Source organism: Sulfitobacter sp. SH24, from assembly GCF_965641895.1.
Taxonomy (GTDB): Bacteria; Pseudomonadota; Alphaproteobacteria; order Rhodobacterales; family Rhodobacteraceae; genus Sulfitobacter; species Sulfitobacter dubius.
In genome coordinates, this window is record NZ_OZ282575.1 from 3305141 (window position 1) to 3318431 (window position 13291).

Genomic DNA, 13291 nt, shown 5'->3' on the forward strand with positions numbered 1-13291 from the left:
CGCGCCGGTGCAAGAAATCACAACCGGCAGGATCATCATCGTTGGTGCGGGCCTCGGCGCGCTTTATGCCGCGCTTTGCCTTGCGCCGCGCCCCGTTTTGCTGATCTCGCCTGATCCGCTTGGCTCGGGGGCCAGTTCCGCTTGGGCGCAGGGGGGTGTCGCTGCTGCGATGGCGCAAGCCGACAGCCCCGAGGCGCATGCGCTAGACACAATCGCTGCCGGTGCTGGCACGGTCGAGGCGCGCGTCGCGGCGACTGTGACGGAAGAGGCGCGCGCGCATATCCTCGCCCTGACAGATTATGGCACCGCTTTCGACCGCAGCCCCGATGGGGGCTATGTCATGTCCCGCGAAGCGGCGCATAGTTTCGCGCGTGTGGTGCGGGTACAGGGTGATCAGGCCGGGGCAGAGATCATGCGCGCCTTGATCGAGCGGGTGCGCAACACCCCGTCGATCCAAGTACTTGAAGGCGTGCTGGCGCGCGGGTTGGACAGCGACGGTACCAAGGTCACCGGCGTTGAGATTGAACTGGCCCGGCCCGAGGGCTCCGCACCCGCCCTGCTGCGCGGCACAGGCGTTTTGCTGGCGGGCGGCGGCTCGGGCGGGCTTTATGCGCTGACGACCAACCCAGCCCGGATCCGGGGGCAGGTTATCGGCATGGCTGCCCGCGCGGGCGCGCTCATTGCCGATGCGGAATTCGTGCAGTTCCACCCCACCGCCATCGACTGCGGCGAAGACCCCGCTCCGCTTGCCACCGAAGCATTGCGCGGTGCCGGGGCGCATTTGATCAACCGCGAGGGGGCCCGGTTCATGACCGAGGTCCACCCGCTTGCCGAACTCGCCCCGCGTGACATCGTGGCCCGCGCGATCTTTGCCCAGACCCAAGCGGGCCAGCGCCCCATGCTCGACACCCGCGCGGCCTTGGGCCCTGCGGTACTGGCCGAGTATCCCGCCGTCGCCGCCGCCTGTGCGCGCAACGGCATCGACCCTGTGATCCAACCGATCCCTGTGGCCGCCGCAGCGCATTACCACATGGGCGGCGTGGCCACGGATGCGCATGGGCGTTCCAGCCTCGCCGGGCTTTGGGTCTGTGGAGAGGCGTCTTCGACCGGGCTGCACGGCGCGAACCGGCTGGCATCGAACGGGCTGCTCGAAGCGCTGGTTTTTGCCCGCCGCGCGGCGCAGGACATGGTTGAGGAATGCAGCACCGGCGACAGCGGCACGGTGGCCCTGCCGGACCTGCCCGCAGGCGAAACGCCCGATGAGACCCTCGTCGCCCAGTTGCGCCAAACCATGACCGCCCATGTCGGCGTTCTGCGCGATGCGGAAGGGCTGCAACGTGCCCTTGCCACGATTGCACAGATCGAAGCCGCACAACCCGACTGCGCCCAGCTCCAAAACATGACCGCCACCGCGACGCTGATCGCCGCCGCCGCCCTCGCCCGCCGCGAAAGCCGCGGCGCGCATTGCCGCACTGATTATCCCGACACGCTCCCCGAAGCCGCGCGCAGTTTTCTGACACTGGCCGAGGCCACCGCATTCCGCTCCAACCCTGAGGAACTTCCCGCATGACCACCGCCCTGCCCGACCTGATCCTTGAGCCGCTGGTCCGCGCCGCGCTGATGGAAGACCTCGGCACCTATGGCGATGTCACCACGCGCAGCGTGATCCCCGAGGGCACGACCTATACCGCACGGCTGCGCGCCCGTGCCGAGGGGGTCGTTTCCGGTATGCAGATCGCACGGCTGGCCTTTCATCTGGTCGATCCAACGCTTGAGGTGCGCACGCTGAAAGAAGACGGAAGCACGATTTCCAAAGGCGACACGCTGATGGAGATCGAAGGCTCTGCCGCCGCGATCCTGTCAGCAGAACGTGTGGCGTTGAACTTTGCTGGACGGCTGTCGGGCATCGCCACCCTGACGGCGGCCTGCGTGGCCGAGACCACGGGCACCGAGACCCGGATCACCTGCACCCGCAAGACCACGCCGGGGCTGCGGATGGTCGAGAAACAGGCGGTGCTGCATGGCGGCGGGTTCAACCACCGCTTTTCCCTCTCGGATGCGATCCTGATCAAAGACAATCACATTGCCGCATCCGGTGGCATTCGACCTGTCTTGCAAGCTGTGAAAAGCAACGCCTCGCATATGATCCGCGTCGAGATCGAAGTCGACACGCTGGCGCAGCTTGAAGAGGTCTTGGACGAAGGCGGCGCAGATGTTGTGCTGCTAGACAATATGGACACGGCGACGCTTCGTGAAGCGGTGGAAATGGCCAAGGGCCGCATCGTGCTTGAAGCATCGGGTAACATGACCTTGCCGCGCATTGCCGAGGTCGCGGCGACTGGGGTGAACTATATCTCCATGGGTGCGCTCACACATTCTGCGACAACGCTGGACCTTGGGCTGGATTTCTGAACCAACTGGGGCAAAGATCGCGCAGCAGCCAAGGGAGCCCGCCATGTCCGACCTTACAATCCGAACCGTGAAAGACCATGACCGCGCCGATTGGGAGCGGCTCTATCAAGGCTATGCCGAATTTTACAAAGTCGAGCAGACGCCAGAGATGCGCGCGCGGGTCTGGTCTTGGCTGCATGATCCGCTGACCGAAGTCGAAGGGCTGGTCTGCGAAGATGCCGAAGGACGGGTGATCGGCCTGACCCATTTCCGCCACTTTGCGCGCCCCTTGGCGGCGGCGACGGGCTGTTTCCTCGACGATCTATTCGTGGCCCCGGAAGCACGCGGCAGCGGCGCTGCAGACGCGCTGATCGGGGAGGTGAAAAAGATCGCCCAGAAACGCGGCTGGAGCCTCGTGCGCTGGATCACGGCCGAGGATAACTACCGCGGCCGTGGGGTTTATGACAAGCTGGCCACCCGGACCAACTGGGTCACCTACGACATCAAGCTGTAGGGTCCGGCGCCTTTTTCGGGGCGTCGGGATTGGTCGGCTCGTCTATGTCCGTCACCAGCTCTGCCTCCTCGATATCGTCAGTCCGGGTTGTTAGCGCACCCTCTGTTGGCATTGTTTCAGGCGTGCCGACGATCAGCGGCAGCATCTGCACACCGCTTGGCATGGCGACTTCGGAGAGCGGCGGGGTCTTCCATTCCAATGTGTCAAAGCTTTTGCAGTTTTCGCAGATCGGCTTCCATTCGGCGTGAATGTGGTGACAGTTCTCACAAATCCACTGCGGCCCGCGCGAGACATTCAACGCGCGTGTCAGCCAGCCTTTCACAACCGTATCAGACGCGCCTTCGCCCCGCTCAATTGCGGCCATCAGCGTGACGGAACGCGCCGATGGATCTGTCTCAACCAGATTGCCAAGCGCACGGCGCGCTTCGGGGAAATCTTCGTTGGCGATGTGCAATTCGGCCAGCAGCATCTTGGTTTCGGGATGGTCGGGCTGTGATTTGGTCAGCGCGCGGAACCGTTTGATGCGCTGCTGCGGGGTCTCATCCGGCTGAACCTCGGCAAAGGCGGCGGCGAGATCGGGGTGCGGATGCACGCTCCACGCTTTTTGCAGCACTTTCGAGGCATAGCGCGGCTTGTCCTGCGCGATGTAGCTGCGCGCGGCCATCACGGCGGCGGGCACCAGATCGGGCGACAAGCGGTTGGCTTCGATCGCGGCTTCGCGCGCCTCAATGCTGTTGCCCTCGGCGATGACTTCCCGGGCTTCCGACAGCGCCAGCACCGCATCGCGGCGTTTGTGCACATCGCGCGGCAGGTGGCCGTTTTTGTACTTGGCCTGCAAGGTGCCGCGCGCACCGGTCCAGTCATGCTTTTCGGCCTGCAACTTCAGCAGCGTATCGCCGGTTTCCTCATGCTTGGGCTTCAGCGCGAATGCCTTCTCAGCCAGTTTCAACGCTGTCTCAGTATCCCCGTCAGCCAGCTTTTGTTTCATGATGCCACGCACGCCGACAAAACGAGTCTTTTCGTCTTCGACCAGCTTGCGATAGGTCCGCTCGGCTTTGCGGCGGTCGCCTGCAAGCTCTGCGGCCTGCGCTGTCAGCAGATTGGTCAGCGCCGGGCGTTTAAGATAGCGGTCCGCCTTAGCGGCCTTGGCCATAGCAAGCTGTCCTTCACCGCTGGCCAGCGCCATCAGCCCGTCAGACAGCGCCTCATAGCCCTTCCGCTCACGGTTGCGGTCAAAGTAGCGCGACAGCGCCGTCTCATCTCCGTTCAGGAAATGCCATGTGGCCGACAGCAACGCGACGATCTTAAGCAGCACCCAGACCGCGAACATCAAAAGCAGAACGGCGATCACCGATTGAAGTGGCCCAAGGGTGTATTCCGTGCCTGCCACGGTCAACTGTATGCCGCCCTCGCTTTCCAGCAAGAAGCCCGCACCCCAGGCCAAAGCGGCGACAAGCACGACGAAAAGAACGATTTTAATAAGAGACCAGAGCATTTTTCGTTCCTCAGTTGGCCGTCAGGCGTTGGGAGAGTTCATCAGCGGCGGCTTCGGTTGCCTGCCGTGCGCGCGCATCGGCAAGCCATTCCGCCATCGTATCCTGCGCCGGGGCGGGCAGCGTTTCGATCTCGGCCAGCGCATCTGTCAGACGCCCATCGCGTACAGCCGCCTCGGCCCGAGACAGGACGGCATCTGGGTCTGTCCCTTCGCGCGGCGCGACCGAACGCGCCCCAAGTTGGCGTTTCAGGAAACTGCCAAAGCCGCCCCCTTCACCTTCGTCCGGCACTTCGGCGCGGGCGGTTGCCAGCGCTTGCCGCGCCGCATCAGGATAACGCGCCTGAAGGTTGGCAAGGGTCACGACACCACCAGCGGCAGTGTCCGCGAGCGGTTCGGGGATATCTTCGACCCCGGCGGCCTGCAATTCGGCCAGCGCGGCCTCATAGGGTCGTCCTGCGCTGATCGCGGCGTTCATCTGGGTTACGGCAGTTTGAGCGCGGGCTGCCTCCGCCGCGGCGGCAGTAGCCTCTTCGGCGCTTTGGGCGTTATCCAACATGGCTTCAATCTCACCTCGTTGTTCGGCAACCGAAGCACGCAGGGCTTCCATTTCACGCTCAAAGGCCGCAACAGCAACTTCGTTTTCACCGCCGCTCACGGGCTGTTTTTCAACGGTGGTAAGGCGGCTGTCGATCTCGGCCAATTGGGTCTGGAGGGCCGAAAGCGTCTCCCGCGCGGCGGTCAACTCCTCGCCAAGGGCATCAACCTTAGGGAGGCTTTCGGGGAAGGTAACGGGCTCATCGGCGCGGGCCTCCAAATCCGCGATTCGGGCCTGTTGCGCCTCCATCGCGCTTTGCAGTTCCGCCGCGCTTTGCGCACGGGTGCCCAGAACGTCGTATTCCGAAGCGGCAAAGCCCAATCCAGCGGCAATGACCCCACCCAGCAGCATCGGGAAGAACACGCTGCGCTTATGTTCTTTAGGGGCTGGCTCTGGCGTTGGAGTTGGTTTGGGCGTGCTGGCGCTGGTACTTGTTTTATTGGGTTTGCTTGCGGTCGATTTCGTGGCGGGCTCGCTCGACTTTGTCGCTGCTGTCGAAGCACGCGAAGGCGAAGAGCCCGTGGCAGATTTGTCATTTGAAGGCGGGGCGTCGGATGCAGGTTTCGCATCCCCCTTGGGCAGGGTCGGCTCTGGCTTTGTATCTTTAGCGGGCAATGGGTCCGAAGCCGCTTTGTCATCCTTAGTCGACGCGATAGGTGCGGCTTTGGTGGCCGTGGCCTTATCATCAGACTTCGACGTCACACTTGCTGCCGCGGGTTTCGCGCTATCGCTGCCTGTGGTTGGCTTGGCCGCGCTGCTGTCGGTCTTTCCAACTTCGGGCTTCGCCGCGTCGGACTTTGAGGCGTCATTCGTCACATCACTCGGCGTCTTGGCGTCACTCTCATTGGTCTTTGGCGCATCGGCCTTAACCTCTGGTGTCGCCTTATCCGCCAACGATGGCGTCTGATCGGCCGTGGTCTTGTCCGCTTCGCTTTTGCTGACCGTTTTCTTGGGTTTCGCCACGCCGTCCGCCTTTCAATTCTGAACCTGTCATTCACTCGCAAAGGCGAGCTTACCCGGCATACCTATGCCCCTCAAGGCAAGGTGGTGCGGCGAAAGAGTTTTTCAACGGCTTCCGCCATGGCTTCGCCAGTGGGTTCTGCGGCGACATCATGCGCATAGAGCGGCAGAGCTTCAAGCGCCTCTGCAGCGGCAGAGCTAATTGACACGGCCATGACTCCCGTGGTGCAGGCGGCCTGTTGGGCGAAATGGTGCGCGCTGCGGGGAGAAAAGAGCGGCACAATGACCGGTGTAGAGCCTTCTAACAGCGCCTGAGCCTCTGGTGAGAGCGGCATCAGGTTTTGTTCATAGACAATCACAACCTGTGTGGTCAGACCCGAAGCGCTTAAAATTCCAGCGATATCGCCGCGCCGATGACGACCAGCAAGATGCAAAAGCGGCCCAATATCGGTGCGCCCCGACAGGTTCGCTATCATTGCTTCGGCGTCCAACCCCGCCATTTGTGCCTGCCAACCTGAATTAGCTGCCGCCGCCGTGGTTTGCGGCCCGACACAATAGGCAGGCATTCCACCGCCCGCTGGCGCATGGGCCACCCCATTTGCGGAAGTGAAGATCACCCCGGCGAACGGCGTAAGGTCGACCAGCACAGCGGTCGGCGCAATTTCAACCAGCGGAGAGATAACAGCCCCCATGCGCAGCGCAGGAGAAAGCCGTTCCAGAAACTGCGCAGCACCGAGTTGCGGGCGTGTCAGAAGCAATCTTGGCTGTGGCATCGCAAGGCTCCGGCATTGTTTGCGCGTGAGAGCGGTGTTACCTGCGGTGCAGGTGCCTTGCAACGGAAAGCCCCCCATGCCCTATCGCCAATCCCAGACACGCCTGATCCTTGGTTTGGAAAGCAGCTGCGACGATACGGCAGCAGCCGTAGTGCGTATGGAAGAAGACGGACGCGGCACGGTTCTGGCGTCGGTTGTTGCGGGCCAGACCGAATTGCACGCCGATTTTGGCGGTGTCGTCCCTGAAATCGCCGCCCGCGCCCATGCAGAGAAATTAGATCACTGTGTAGAGGATGCACTGGCCGGGGCCGGGATCACCCTGCCGCAGATCGACGCCATCGCTGTTACTGCGGGGCCGGGGTTGATCGGAGGCGTGGTTTCGGGCGTGATGTGCGCCAAGGGACTGTCAGCGGCGACGGGCAAGCCGCTTTACGGGGTCAACCATCTGGCCGGCCACGCGCTGACGCCGCGACTGACCGATGATGTGCCCTATCCCTATTTGATGCTACTGGTTTCGGGCGGTCATTGCCAGTTCCTGCTGGTCCGCGGGCCTGAGAGTTTCGATCGCCTCGGCGGCACAATTGATGATGCGCCGGGCGAGGCATTTGACAAGGTCGCGCGGCTATTGGGCCTGCCGCAGCTCGGTGGACCTTCGATCGAGAAATGCGCGCAGGAGGGCGACGCCAAACGCTTCGCCCTGCCGCGTCCGCTGTTGGATCGTCAAGGGTGCGACATGTCCTTTTCGGGTCTGAAAACCGCCGTGCTGCGCGCCCGTGACAAATGTGTGGCCGCCCATGGCGGGCTAACGCGGCAGGATCAGGCGGATTTAGCGGCAGGGTTCCAAGCCGCTGTGGTTGAGGTGTTGGCCCATAAGACGCGCCGCGCCTTTGCAGAGTATCCGGCAGAGGGCGCGCGGGGTCTGTGCGTCGCGGGGGGTGTCGCTGCTAATCAGTCAATTCGTGCAGCGTTAGAGACTGTTGCTGCCGAGCAAGAGGCACGTTTTGTCGCTCCGCCGCTGGCGCTTTGCACTGATAACGCCGCGATGATCGCTTTCGCAGCCGGAGAGCAAGCGGTACTGCGCGCCCCCGATGATCTGACGCTTTCGGCCCGGCCGCGTTGGCCATTAGACACTGCGCGGCCGTCGATGTTGGGCAGCGGCAAGAAGGGAGCCAAAGCGTGAGCGTATCGGTTCTGGGCGCAGGGGCCTTTGGCACAGCGCTGGCGATATCGCTGGCGGGCAAAGGTCCGGTGACACTCTGGGCCCGCGAACCAGGCGACATGGCTGACCGACGCGAGAATAGCAAACGTCTGCCGAACTGCCCATTTCCCGATCGCCTCTCGGTGACCAATAGCCTCACCCTCGGGTGTCGAGCGGACATACTGCTGCTTGCCGTCCCGATGCAAAAACTGCGCAGCGTACTGGAAGAACACGCTACCCTGCTTCACGGGAAACATCTGGTTGCCTGCTGCAAGGGCATCGAACTCAGCAGCGGCGTCGGACCAGTGAGCGTGATTGCGCAGACGATCCCCGATGCGAAGGCTGCGATCCTCACGGGGCCAAGCTTTGCCGCCGATATCGCGCGGGGGTTGCCCACGGCGCTGACCTTAGCCTGCGCAGATGCAGAGGCTGGAAAATACCTTCAAGCGGAACTGACCACAGCGAACCTGCGGCTATACCGCACCACGGACACCATCGGTGCGGAATTAGGGGGGGCGCTGAAGAATGTGGTCGCGATCGCAAGCGGTGCCGCGATTGGGGCGGGTCTGGGCGAAAGCGCACGAGCGGCCCTGATGACGCGCGGATATGCCGAAATGCAGCGCCTCGCCACGCATCTGAAGGCCGAACCGACAACGCTGGCCGGGCTTTCGGGTTTTGGCGATCTGACGCTGACCTGCACATCGGAGCAATCGCGCAACTACCGGCTGGGGCAATCGCTGGGCCAAGGCACGCCCTTTGACCCGTCGACCACGGTCGAAGGCGCCGCCACCGCACGGGCTGTGGATGCGCTGGCCCGCGAGGCCGCGCTCGACATGCCGATTACGCGTGCGGTTGCCGGATTGCTCGACAACCAGCTAGATGTGGCTGGCGCTATGAAATCTCTGCTGACACGCCCCCTAAAGGAAGAATGATATGTTTATTGCCCTAATCGCCCATGACAAAGCCGATGGCCTGCCGATCCGTCAGGAAAACCGGCCCGATCACCTTGCTTACCTCAAATCCAGCGATGCTGTGGCCCAGGCTGGCCCGCTCTTGAACGGCGAAGGCAGCATGATCGGCTCGCTAATCATTCTGGATGTGCCTGACATGGCCGCAGCCGAAGATTGGGCCGCGAATGACCCCTATGCCAAGGCCGGATTGTTCCAAAGCGTTACCCTCACCCACTGGAACCGGGTGATCGGCTGATGGCTTATTGGTTGTTCAAATCCGAACCCGCAACATGGAGCTGGGCCGACCAGAAAGCCAAAGGCGACGCGGGTGAGGAATGGGACGGCGTGCGCAACTACCAAGCGCGCAACTTCATGCGCGAAATGAAGCTTGGCGATCTGGGGTTCTTCTACCACTCGCAGAAAGACCGTGAGATCGTTGGCATGGTCGAAGTTTGCGCCGAGGCGCACCCCGACAGCAGCACAGATGATCCGCGTTGGGAATGCGTGGACATTATGGCGGTACGGTCTTTCGCCGTTCCGGTCACGTTGGATACGATCAAAGCGGATCCGCGACTTGAGGATATGGTGCTGGTGAAAAACTCCCGCCTATCGGTGCAGCCAGTAACGGACGCGGAATGGGAGTTGATCTGCACCTTGGGAAAAACAGCACCCTAGGCCCAGCAGGTTTTGACCATTGTGAAACGAAAAAGGGTTCCGGCACCCCGCCAGAACCCTTCTCACCCCATGTGCTCCCGTAACCACCACACATGTTCTTTAAACGTCGGTCTGCCCTACCTAGCCGATACTAGAGAAATAGCCGAAACGACTGTTTTGCGCAACTTTCGACTATGTCAAAGCCCGTTCAAAAACGAAACGCACGCTTAACCAAGCGCGCGCTTCAAGAAAGGATTTGTTAAGCTATCCTAAGGGCTTGCTCAGCCGTAAACCGACTCTTTGCCAAAGTGTTTGACCAGCATATAATAAACCACGGCGCGGTACTTGTTCCGCTCGGAACGGCCATAGGTTTCTATCGCTTTTTGAATACCGCCCATCAGATGTTCATCATCCGGCAGGCCGAGTTTCTTGATAAGAAAATTGTCCTTCACGGTGTTCAATTCCGCCGTGTCGCTCGAAGACACCGTCTGCGCGTCGGCGTTATAGATCGACGGACCGCAGCCGATTGTCACCTTGGTCAATAGGTCCATGTCTGGATCCATGCCGCATTTGTTCTTCAGGTCTTCGGCGTATTTCGCGATCCATTCATCACGCTTGCCCATAACATCTCTCCCAATAGTAAACTTCGGCCCCGCAGGGGTTCCTGAAACGGGAGCCTAAAGTCATATCGCTGTTTTGCAAAAGATTTATTTCGCCGCCGTTTGTAGCCCCATGCTGAGCATAAAAAAGAGGCGCCCCAAAGGGACGCCTCTACGCTAAATATCTGTCCGTATCTTAGGATGCGTCGTCAAGGCTGACGTCGTCTTCAAGCCCTTCAATCTGGCTTTCATCAACCTCTGGCTGCGCTTCCAACTCGGCTTTGGTCCAAGTGCTCAGCTTCAGGTCATTCTCAGCCGCCATAGAGATTTCTTCAAGCGGTACGGCGACGGTGTGTTCGCCAAGGCCAAGGAAACCACCCACGCCAACGACTGCGGCATAGCCTGTGTCGGTTTGGATCACGTAATCAATGTCACCTATGGTATCACCGTCAGCTTCGACAACGGTCAGGCCAACCAAGTCACCTACGACCATGCCGGAAAAGGCGTTGCTCATGCCGGTGTCGGTCCGTGTGACGTCTGTTTCCATGTCAGCTTCGGTGTCGGAAGCGACATCTTCAGTCAGATCAGTTTCATTCAGATCAGTTTCATTCTCGCCTTCGATTTCAGCGGTCATTTCGCTATCGACTTCGGCGTTTTCCTCAGCAGCGACATCGGTATCGGTTTCAGTCGTCGCTGTGCCGCTTGTGTCTGTACTCAGCGTCGAATTCGACTCTGAATCAGCATTCCCGGCCAGACCCGCTTCGGCGTCTGTGGTTGGCGCCACCTCTTCGGTCTCGGCGGTCAGTTCAGCGTCATTATCGACTTCAGTATCACCGTCGATTTCTGCGCTTTCGGTCGGCGCGGTCAGCACTTCATCAGTTGCCTCCGGGTCGTTTGTCCCTTCGTAATCATCTGAATCTTCGCGCGACATTTCGGCAGTTTGCTCGGCTTCTTTTTCAACCGATGTGCCAAGATCGTCGGCGGTGTTGGACACGGTTTCACCAGAGACGGTCGCTTCGGCATTTGCTGCTGCACCAGCAGTGGTGTCGGCAGTCTGAGCGAAAGCGGTGCCCGCTGTCAGAGCAAGGGCGGCGACGGTCGATTTCAGGAATGTACGTTTCATTTTCGAACTCCTTTGTAATGGTCTGGGGAAGAAACACCGTCCGGATGACTATGTTCCGCTTCCTACCCGGAGCGCGCGGATATCTGCCTGAATCCGCCGAAAGATAATTTATATACATACTTTCAAATGGTTAAACGAAAGACGCCGCCCTGCGATATGCAAGACGGCGTGGTTATTTTTACGAAAGGGCGGTGAACCGACCGATTAGTATCGATAATGTTCGGGCTTGAACGGACCTTCGGGGGTCACGCCGATATAGGCAGCCTGTTCCGGGTTCAGCTTTGACAGCTTCACGCCGATCCGATCGAGGTGCAGGCGGGCAACTTTTTCATCCAGATGTTTGGGCAGGATGTAGACGTCATTGCCGTATTTGTCGGTGTTTTCCCAGAGCTCAATCTGCGCCAATACCTGATTGGTAAAGGAAGCTGACATCACGAAAGACGGGTGGCCGGTGGCGTTGCCGAGGTTCAGCAGACGGCCTTCGGAGAGCAGGATCAGACGATTGCCGTTCGGCATCTCGATCATGTCCACCTGTTCTTTGATGTTGGTCCACTTGTGGTTCTTCAGCGCGGCAACTTGGATTTCGTTGTCGAAGTGGCCGATGTTGCCGACGATCGCCATGTCCTTCATCTCGCGCATATGCTCGATGCGGATCACGTCCTTGTTGCCGGTGGTGGTGATGAAGATATCGGCGGTGGCTACGACATCTTCCAGCAGCACGACTTCAAAACCGTCCATCGCGGCTTGCAGCGCGCAAATTGGATCGACCTCGGTCACTTTCACGCGGGCACCGGCACCGCGCAGGCTTGCGGCAGAGCCTTTGCCGACATCGCCGTAGCCCATGACGACCGCGACCTTACCGGCCATCATCGTGTCGGTGGCGCGGCGGATACCGTCGACTAGGCTCTCTTTACAGCCGTATTTGTTGTCGAATTTCGACTTAGTGACAGAGTCGTTCACATTGATCGCGGGGAAGGGCAGTTGGCCCTGTTTCACCAAATCATAGAGGCGGTGCACGCCGGTGGTGGTCTCTTCGGACACGCCTTTGATCTGGTCGCGCATCTTGGTGAACCAGCCGGGGCTTTCCGCCATACGCTTTTTGATCTGGGCAAAGATCGCTTCTTCTTCCTCGGACTTGGGAACGGAGATCAGCTCATCTTCGCCATTCTCAACCCGTGCACCAAGCAGGATATAGAGTGTCGCATCGCCGCCATCGTCAAGGATCAGGTTCGGGCCGTCGGGGAACATGAAGGATTTGTCGAGGTAATCCCAATGCTCAACCAGCGACTGGCCTTTGATGGCGAAGACCGGAACGCCCGCTTCGGCGATCGCCGCCGCGGCGTGGTCTTGGGTGGAGAAGATGTTGCAGGATGCCCAACGCACATCCGCGCCAAGTGCGACGAGCGTCTCAATTAGCACGGCGGTCTGGATGGTCATATGCAGCGAACCGACGATCCGCGAGCCTTTCAACGGCTTGCTCTCACCGTATTCGTCGCGCAGCGCCATCAGACCCGGCATCTCGGTCTCGGCGATGTCCAGCTCTTTGCGCCCGTAGGCCGCCAGATTGATATCTTTAACAATATAGTCGTGGGCCATGCGGCGCTCCTGTTTGAAGTGTTGCAGGGCGGTTAGCACCTTCGCCGCGAATTCTCAATGTGAATGGCAGAGGCCCCTACCGTATCACTTCTGAAGAGCGGCCAGTTGCTTATCGCCGGACAGCCCCGCCATCCAATCGTCACCTTGGGCCAGGACGCAGGCATTACCGTCTGCCAATGTCTTGACCAATGTCCATGTGCCCGATTGATCCGATGCCCAAAGTTGATTGTTGTCCTCGCGCTGACCCGGCACAGGCTCTTCGCCGTACCAATCGATCAGGGCAGACTTCATTTCCTTGGCGGGCATGCAGACTTCTTCTGCCTGTGCAGCACCTGCGAGGCTGGCCAAGGTAACTGCAAGTATCGTACCGGAAAAAACGGGTTTCATGATTATCTCCTTCGTGGGATGAACAGGTTTGACAGGGATTTGTTCCCAAGGATCAC

Annotated in this window: 14 protein-coding genes; 7 read left to right on the plus strand and 7 right to left on the minus strand. The window is 60.4% G+C overall.

From position 1 onward, the window contains the following. The first annotated feature begins 7 nt into the window (after positions 1-7). From ACSQ16_RS18860 to ACSQ16_RS18870, 3 genes are read left to right on the plus strand one after another with little or no spacing between them, the layout of a single operon-like run. Positions 8-1570 (plus strand): L-aspartate oxidase, encoded by a 1563-nt coding sequence (locus ACSQ16_RS18860; RefSeq protein ID WP_243261884.1) that lies wholly within the window; start codon positions 8-10, stop codon positions 1568-1570. Next, complete coding sequence (gene nadC / locus ACSQ16_RS18865) at positions 1567-2412, plus strand: carboxylating nicotinate-nucleotide diphosphorylase (protein WP_243261883.1); 846 nt, start codon at positions 1567-1569, stop codon at positions 2410-2412. Before ACSQ16_RS18860 ends, nadC begins: the two co-directional genes overlap by 4 nt. Before the next feature lie 43 nt (positions 2413-2455). Next, on the plus strand, positions 2456-2905 hold the full coding sequence (locus ACSQ16_RS18870) for a GNAT family N-acetyltransferase (RefSeq protein ID WP_132443985.1): 450 nt from the start codon (positions 2456-2458) through the stop codon (positions 2903-2905). Here the strand turns inward: ACSQ16_RS18870 and ACSQ16_RS18875 are convergent. The 3 genes from ACSQ16_RS18875 to ACSQ16_RS18885 form a co-directional block, all read right to left on the minus strand. Beyond that, positions 2895-4400 (minus strand): heme biosynthesis protein HemY, encoded by a 1506-nt coding sequence (locus tag ACSQ16_RS18875; protein WP_243261881.1) that lies wholly within the window; start codon positions 4398-4400, stop codon positions 2895-2897. The two genes, ACSQ16_RS18870 and ACSQ16_RS18875, sit on opposite strands and share 11 nt — an antisense overlap. Before the next feature lie 10 nt (positions 4401-4410). Next, a complete protein-coding gene (locus tag ACSQ16_RS18880) occupies positions 4411-5958 on the minus strand; it encodes a hypothetical protein (RefSeq protein ID WP_317405542.1) in 1548 nt (515 codons plus the stop codon). A gap of 71 nt (positions 5959-6029) precedes the next feature. Continuing rightward, positions 6030-6728: a uroporphyrinogen-III synthase gene (locus ACSQ16_RS18885; RefSeq protein WP_243261877.1), complete on the minus strand. Its 699-nt coding sequence runs from the start codon at positions 6726-6728 to the stop codon at positions 6030-6032. 76 nt (positions 6729-6804) lie between these two features. Here ACSQ16_RS18885 and tsaD point away from each other — a divergent pair, with 76 nt between their 5' ends. The 4 genes from tsaD to ACSQ16_RS18905 are packed head-to-tail and all read left to right on the plus strand — an operon-like array spanning position 6805 to position 9551. Beyond that, positions 6805-7908 (plus strand): tRNA (adenosine(37)-N6)-threonylcarbamoyltransferase complex transferase subunit TsaD, encoded by a 1104-nt coding sequence (tsaD, locus tag ACSQ16_RS18890; RefSeq protein ID WP_243261876.1) that lies wholly within the window; start codon positions 6805-6807, stop codon positions 7906-7908. Further along, positions 7905-8858, plus strand: coding sequence for an NAD(P)H-dependent glycerol-3-phosphate dehydrogenase (locus ACSQ16_RS18895; protein WP_243261875.1), 954 nt, complete (start codon positions 7905-7907; stop codon positions 8856-8858). The genes tsaD and ACSQ16_RS18895 overlap by 4 nt, the downstream gene beginning before the upstream one ends. 1 nt (position 8859) lies before the next feature. Next, entirely contained in the window at positions 8860-9132 is a 273-nt protein-coding gene (locus tag ACSQ16_RS18900) for a YciI family protein (RefSeq protein WP_243261874.1), read from the plus strand. Further along, on the plus strand, positions 9132-9551 hold the full coding sequence (locus tag ACSQ16_RS18905) for an EVE domain-containing protein (protein ID WP_243261873.1): 420 nt from the start codon (positions 9132-9134) through the stop codon (positions 9549-9551). The genes ACSQ16_RS18900 and ACSQ16_RS18905 overlap by 1 nt, the downstream gene beginning before the upstream one ends. A 260-nt stretch (positions 9552-9811) precedes the next feature. Here ACSQ16_RS18905 and ACSQ16_RS18910 read toward each other — a convergent pair whose 3' ends face one another. The 4 genes from ACSQ16_RS18910 to ACSQ16_RS18925 all read right to left on the minus strand — a co-directional run bounded on the left by ACSQ16_RS18910 (position 9812) and on the right by ACSQ16_RS18925 (position 13235). Further along, on the minus strand, positions 9812-10153 hold the full coding sequence (locus ACSQ16_RS18910) for a DUF2853 family protein (RefSeq protein WP_093927624.1): 342 nt from the start codon (positions 10151-10153) through the stop codon (positions 9812-9814). Positions 10154-10325: 172 nt separating this feature from the next. Then, positions 10326-11252, minus strand: a complete 927-nt coding sequence (locus tag ACSQ16_RS18915) for a PRC-barrel domain-containing protein (protein WP_243261872.1) — start codon at positions 11250-11252, stop codon at positions 10326-10328. Between the two features lie 204 nt (positions 11253-11456). Further along, positions 11457-12848, minus strand: coding sequence for an adenosylhomocysteinase (gene ahcY / locus ACSQ16_RS18920; protein ID WP_243261871.1), 1392 nt, complete (start codon positions 12846-12848; stop codon positions 11457-11459). Between the two features lie 84 nt (positions 12849-12932). Further along, entirely contained in the window at positions 12933-13235 is a 303-nt protein-coding gene (locus ACSQ16_RS18925; protein ID WP_243261870.1) for an S-adenosyl-L-homocysteine hydrolase, read from the minus strand. Between the last annotated feature and the right edge of the window lie 56 nt (positions 13236-13291).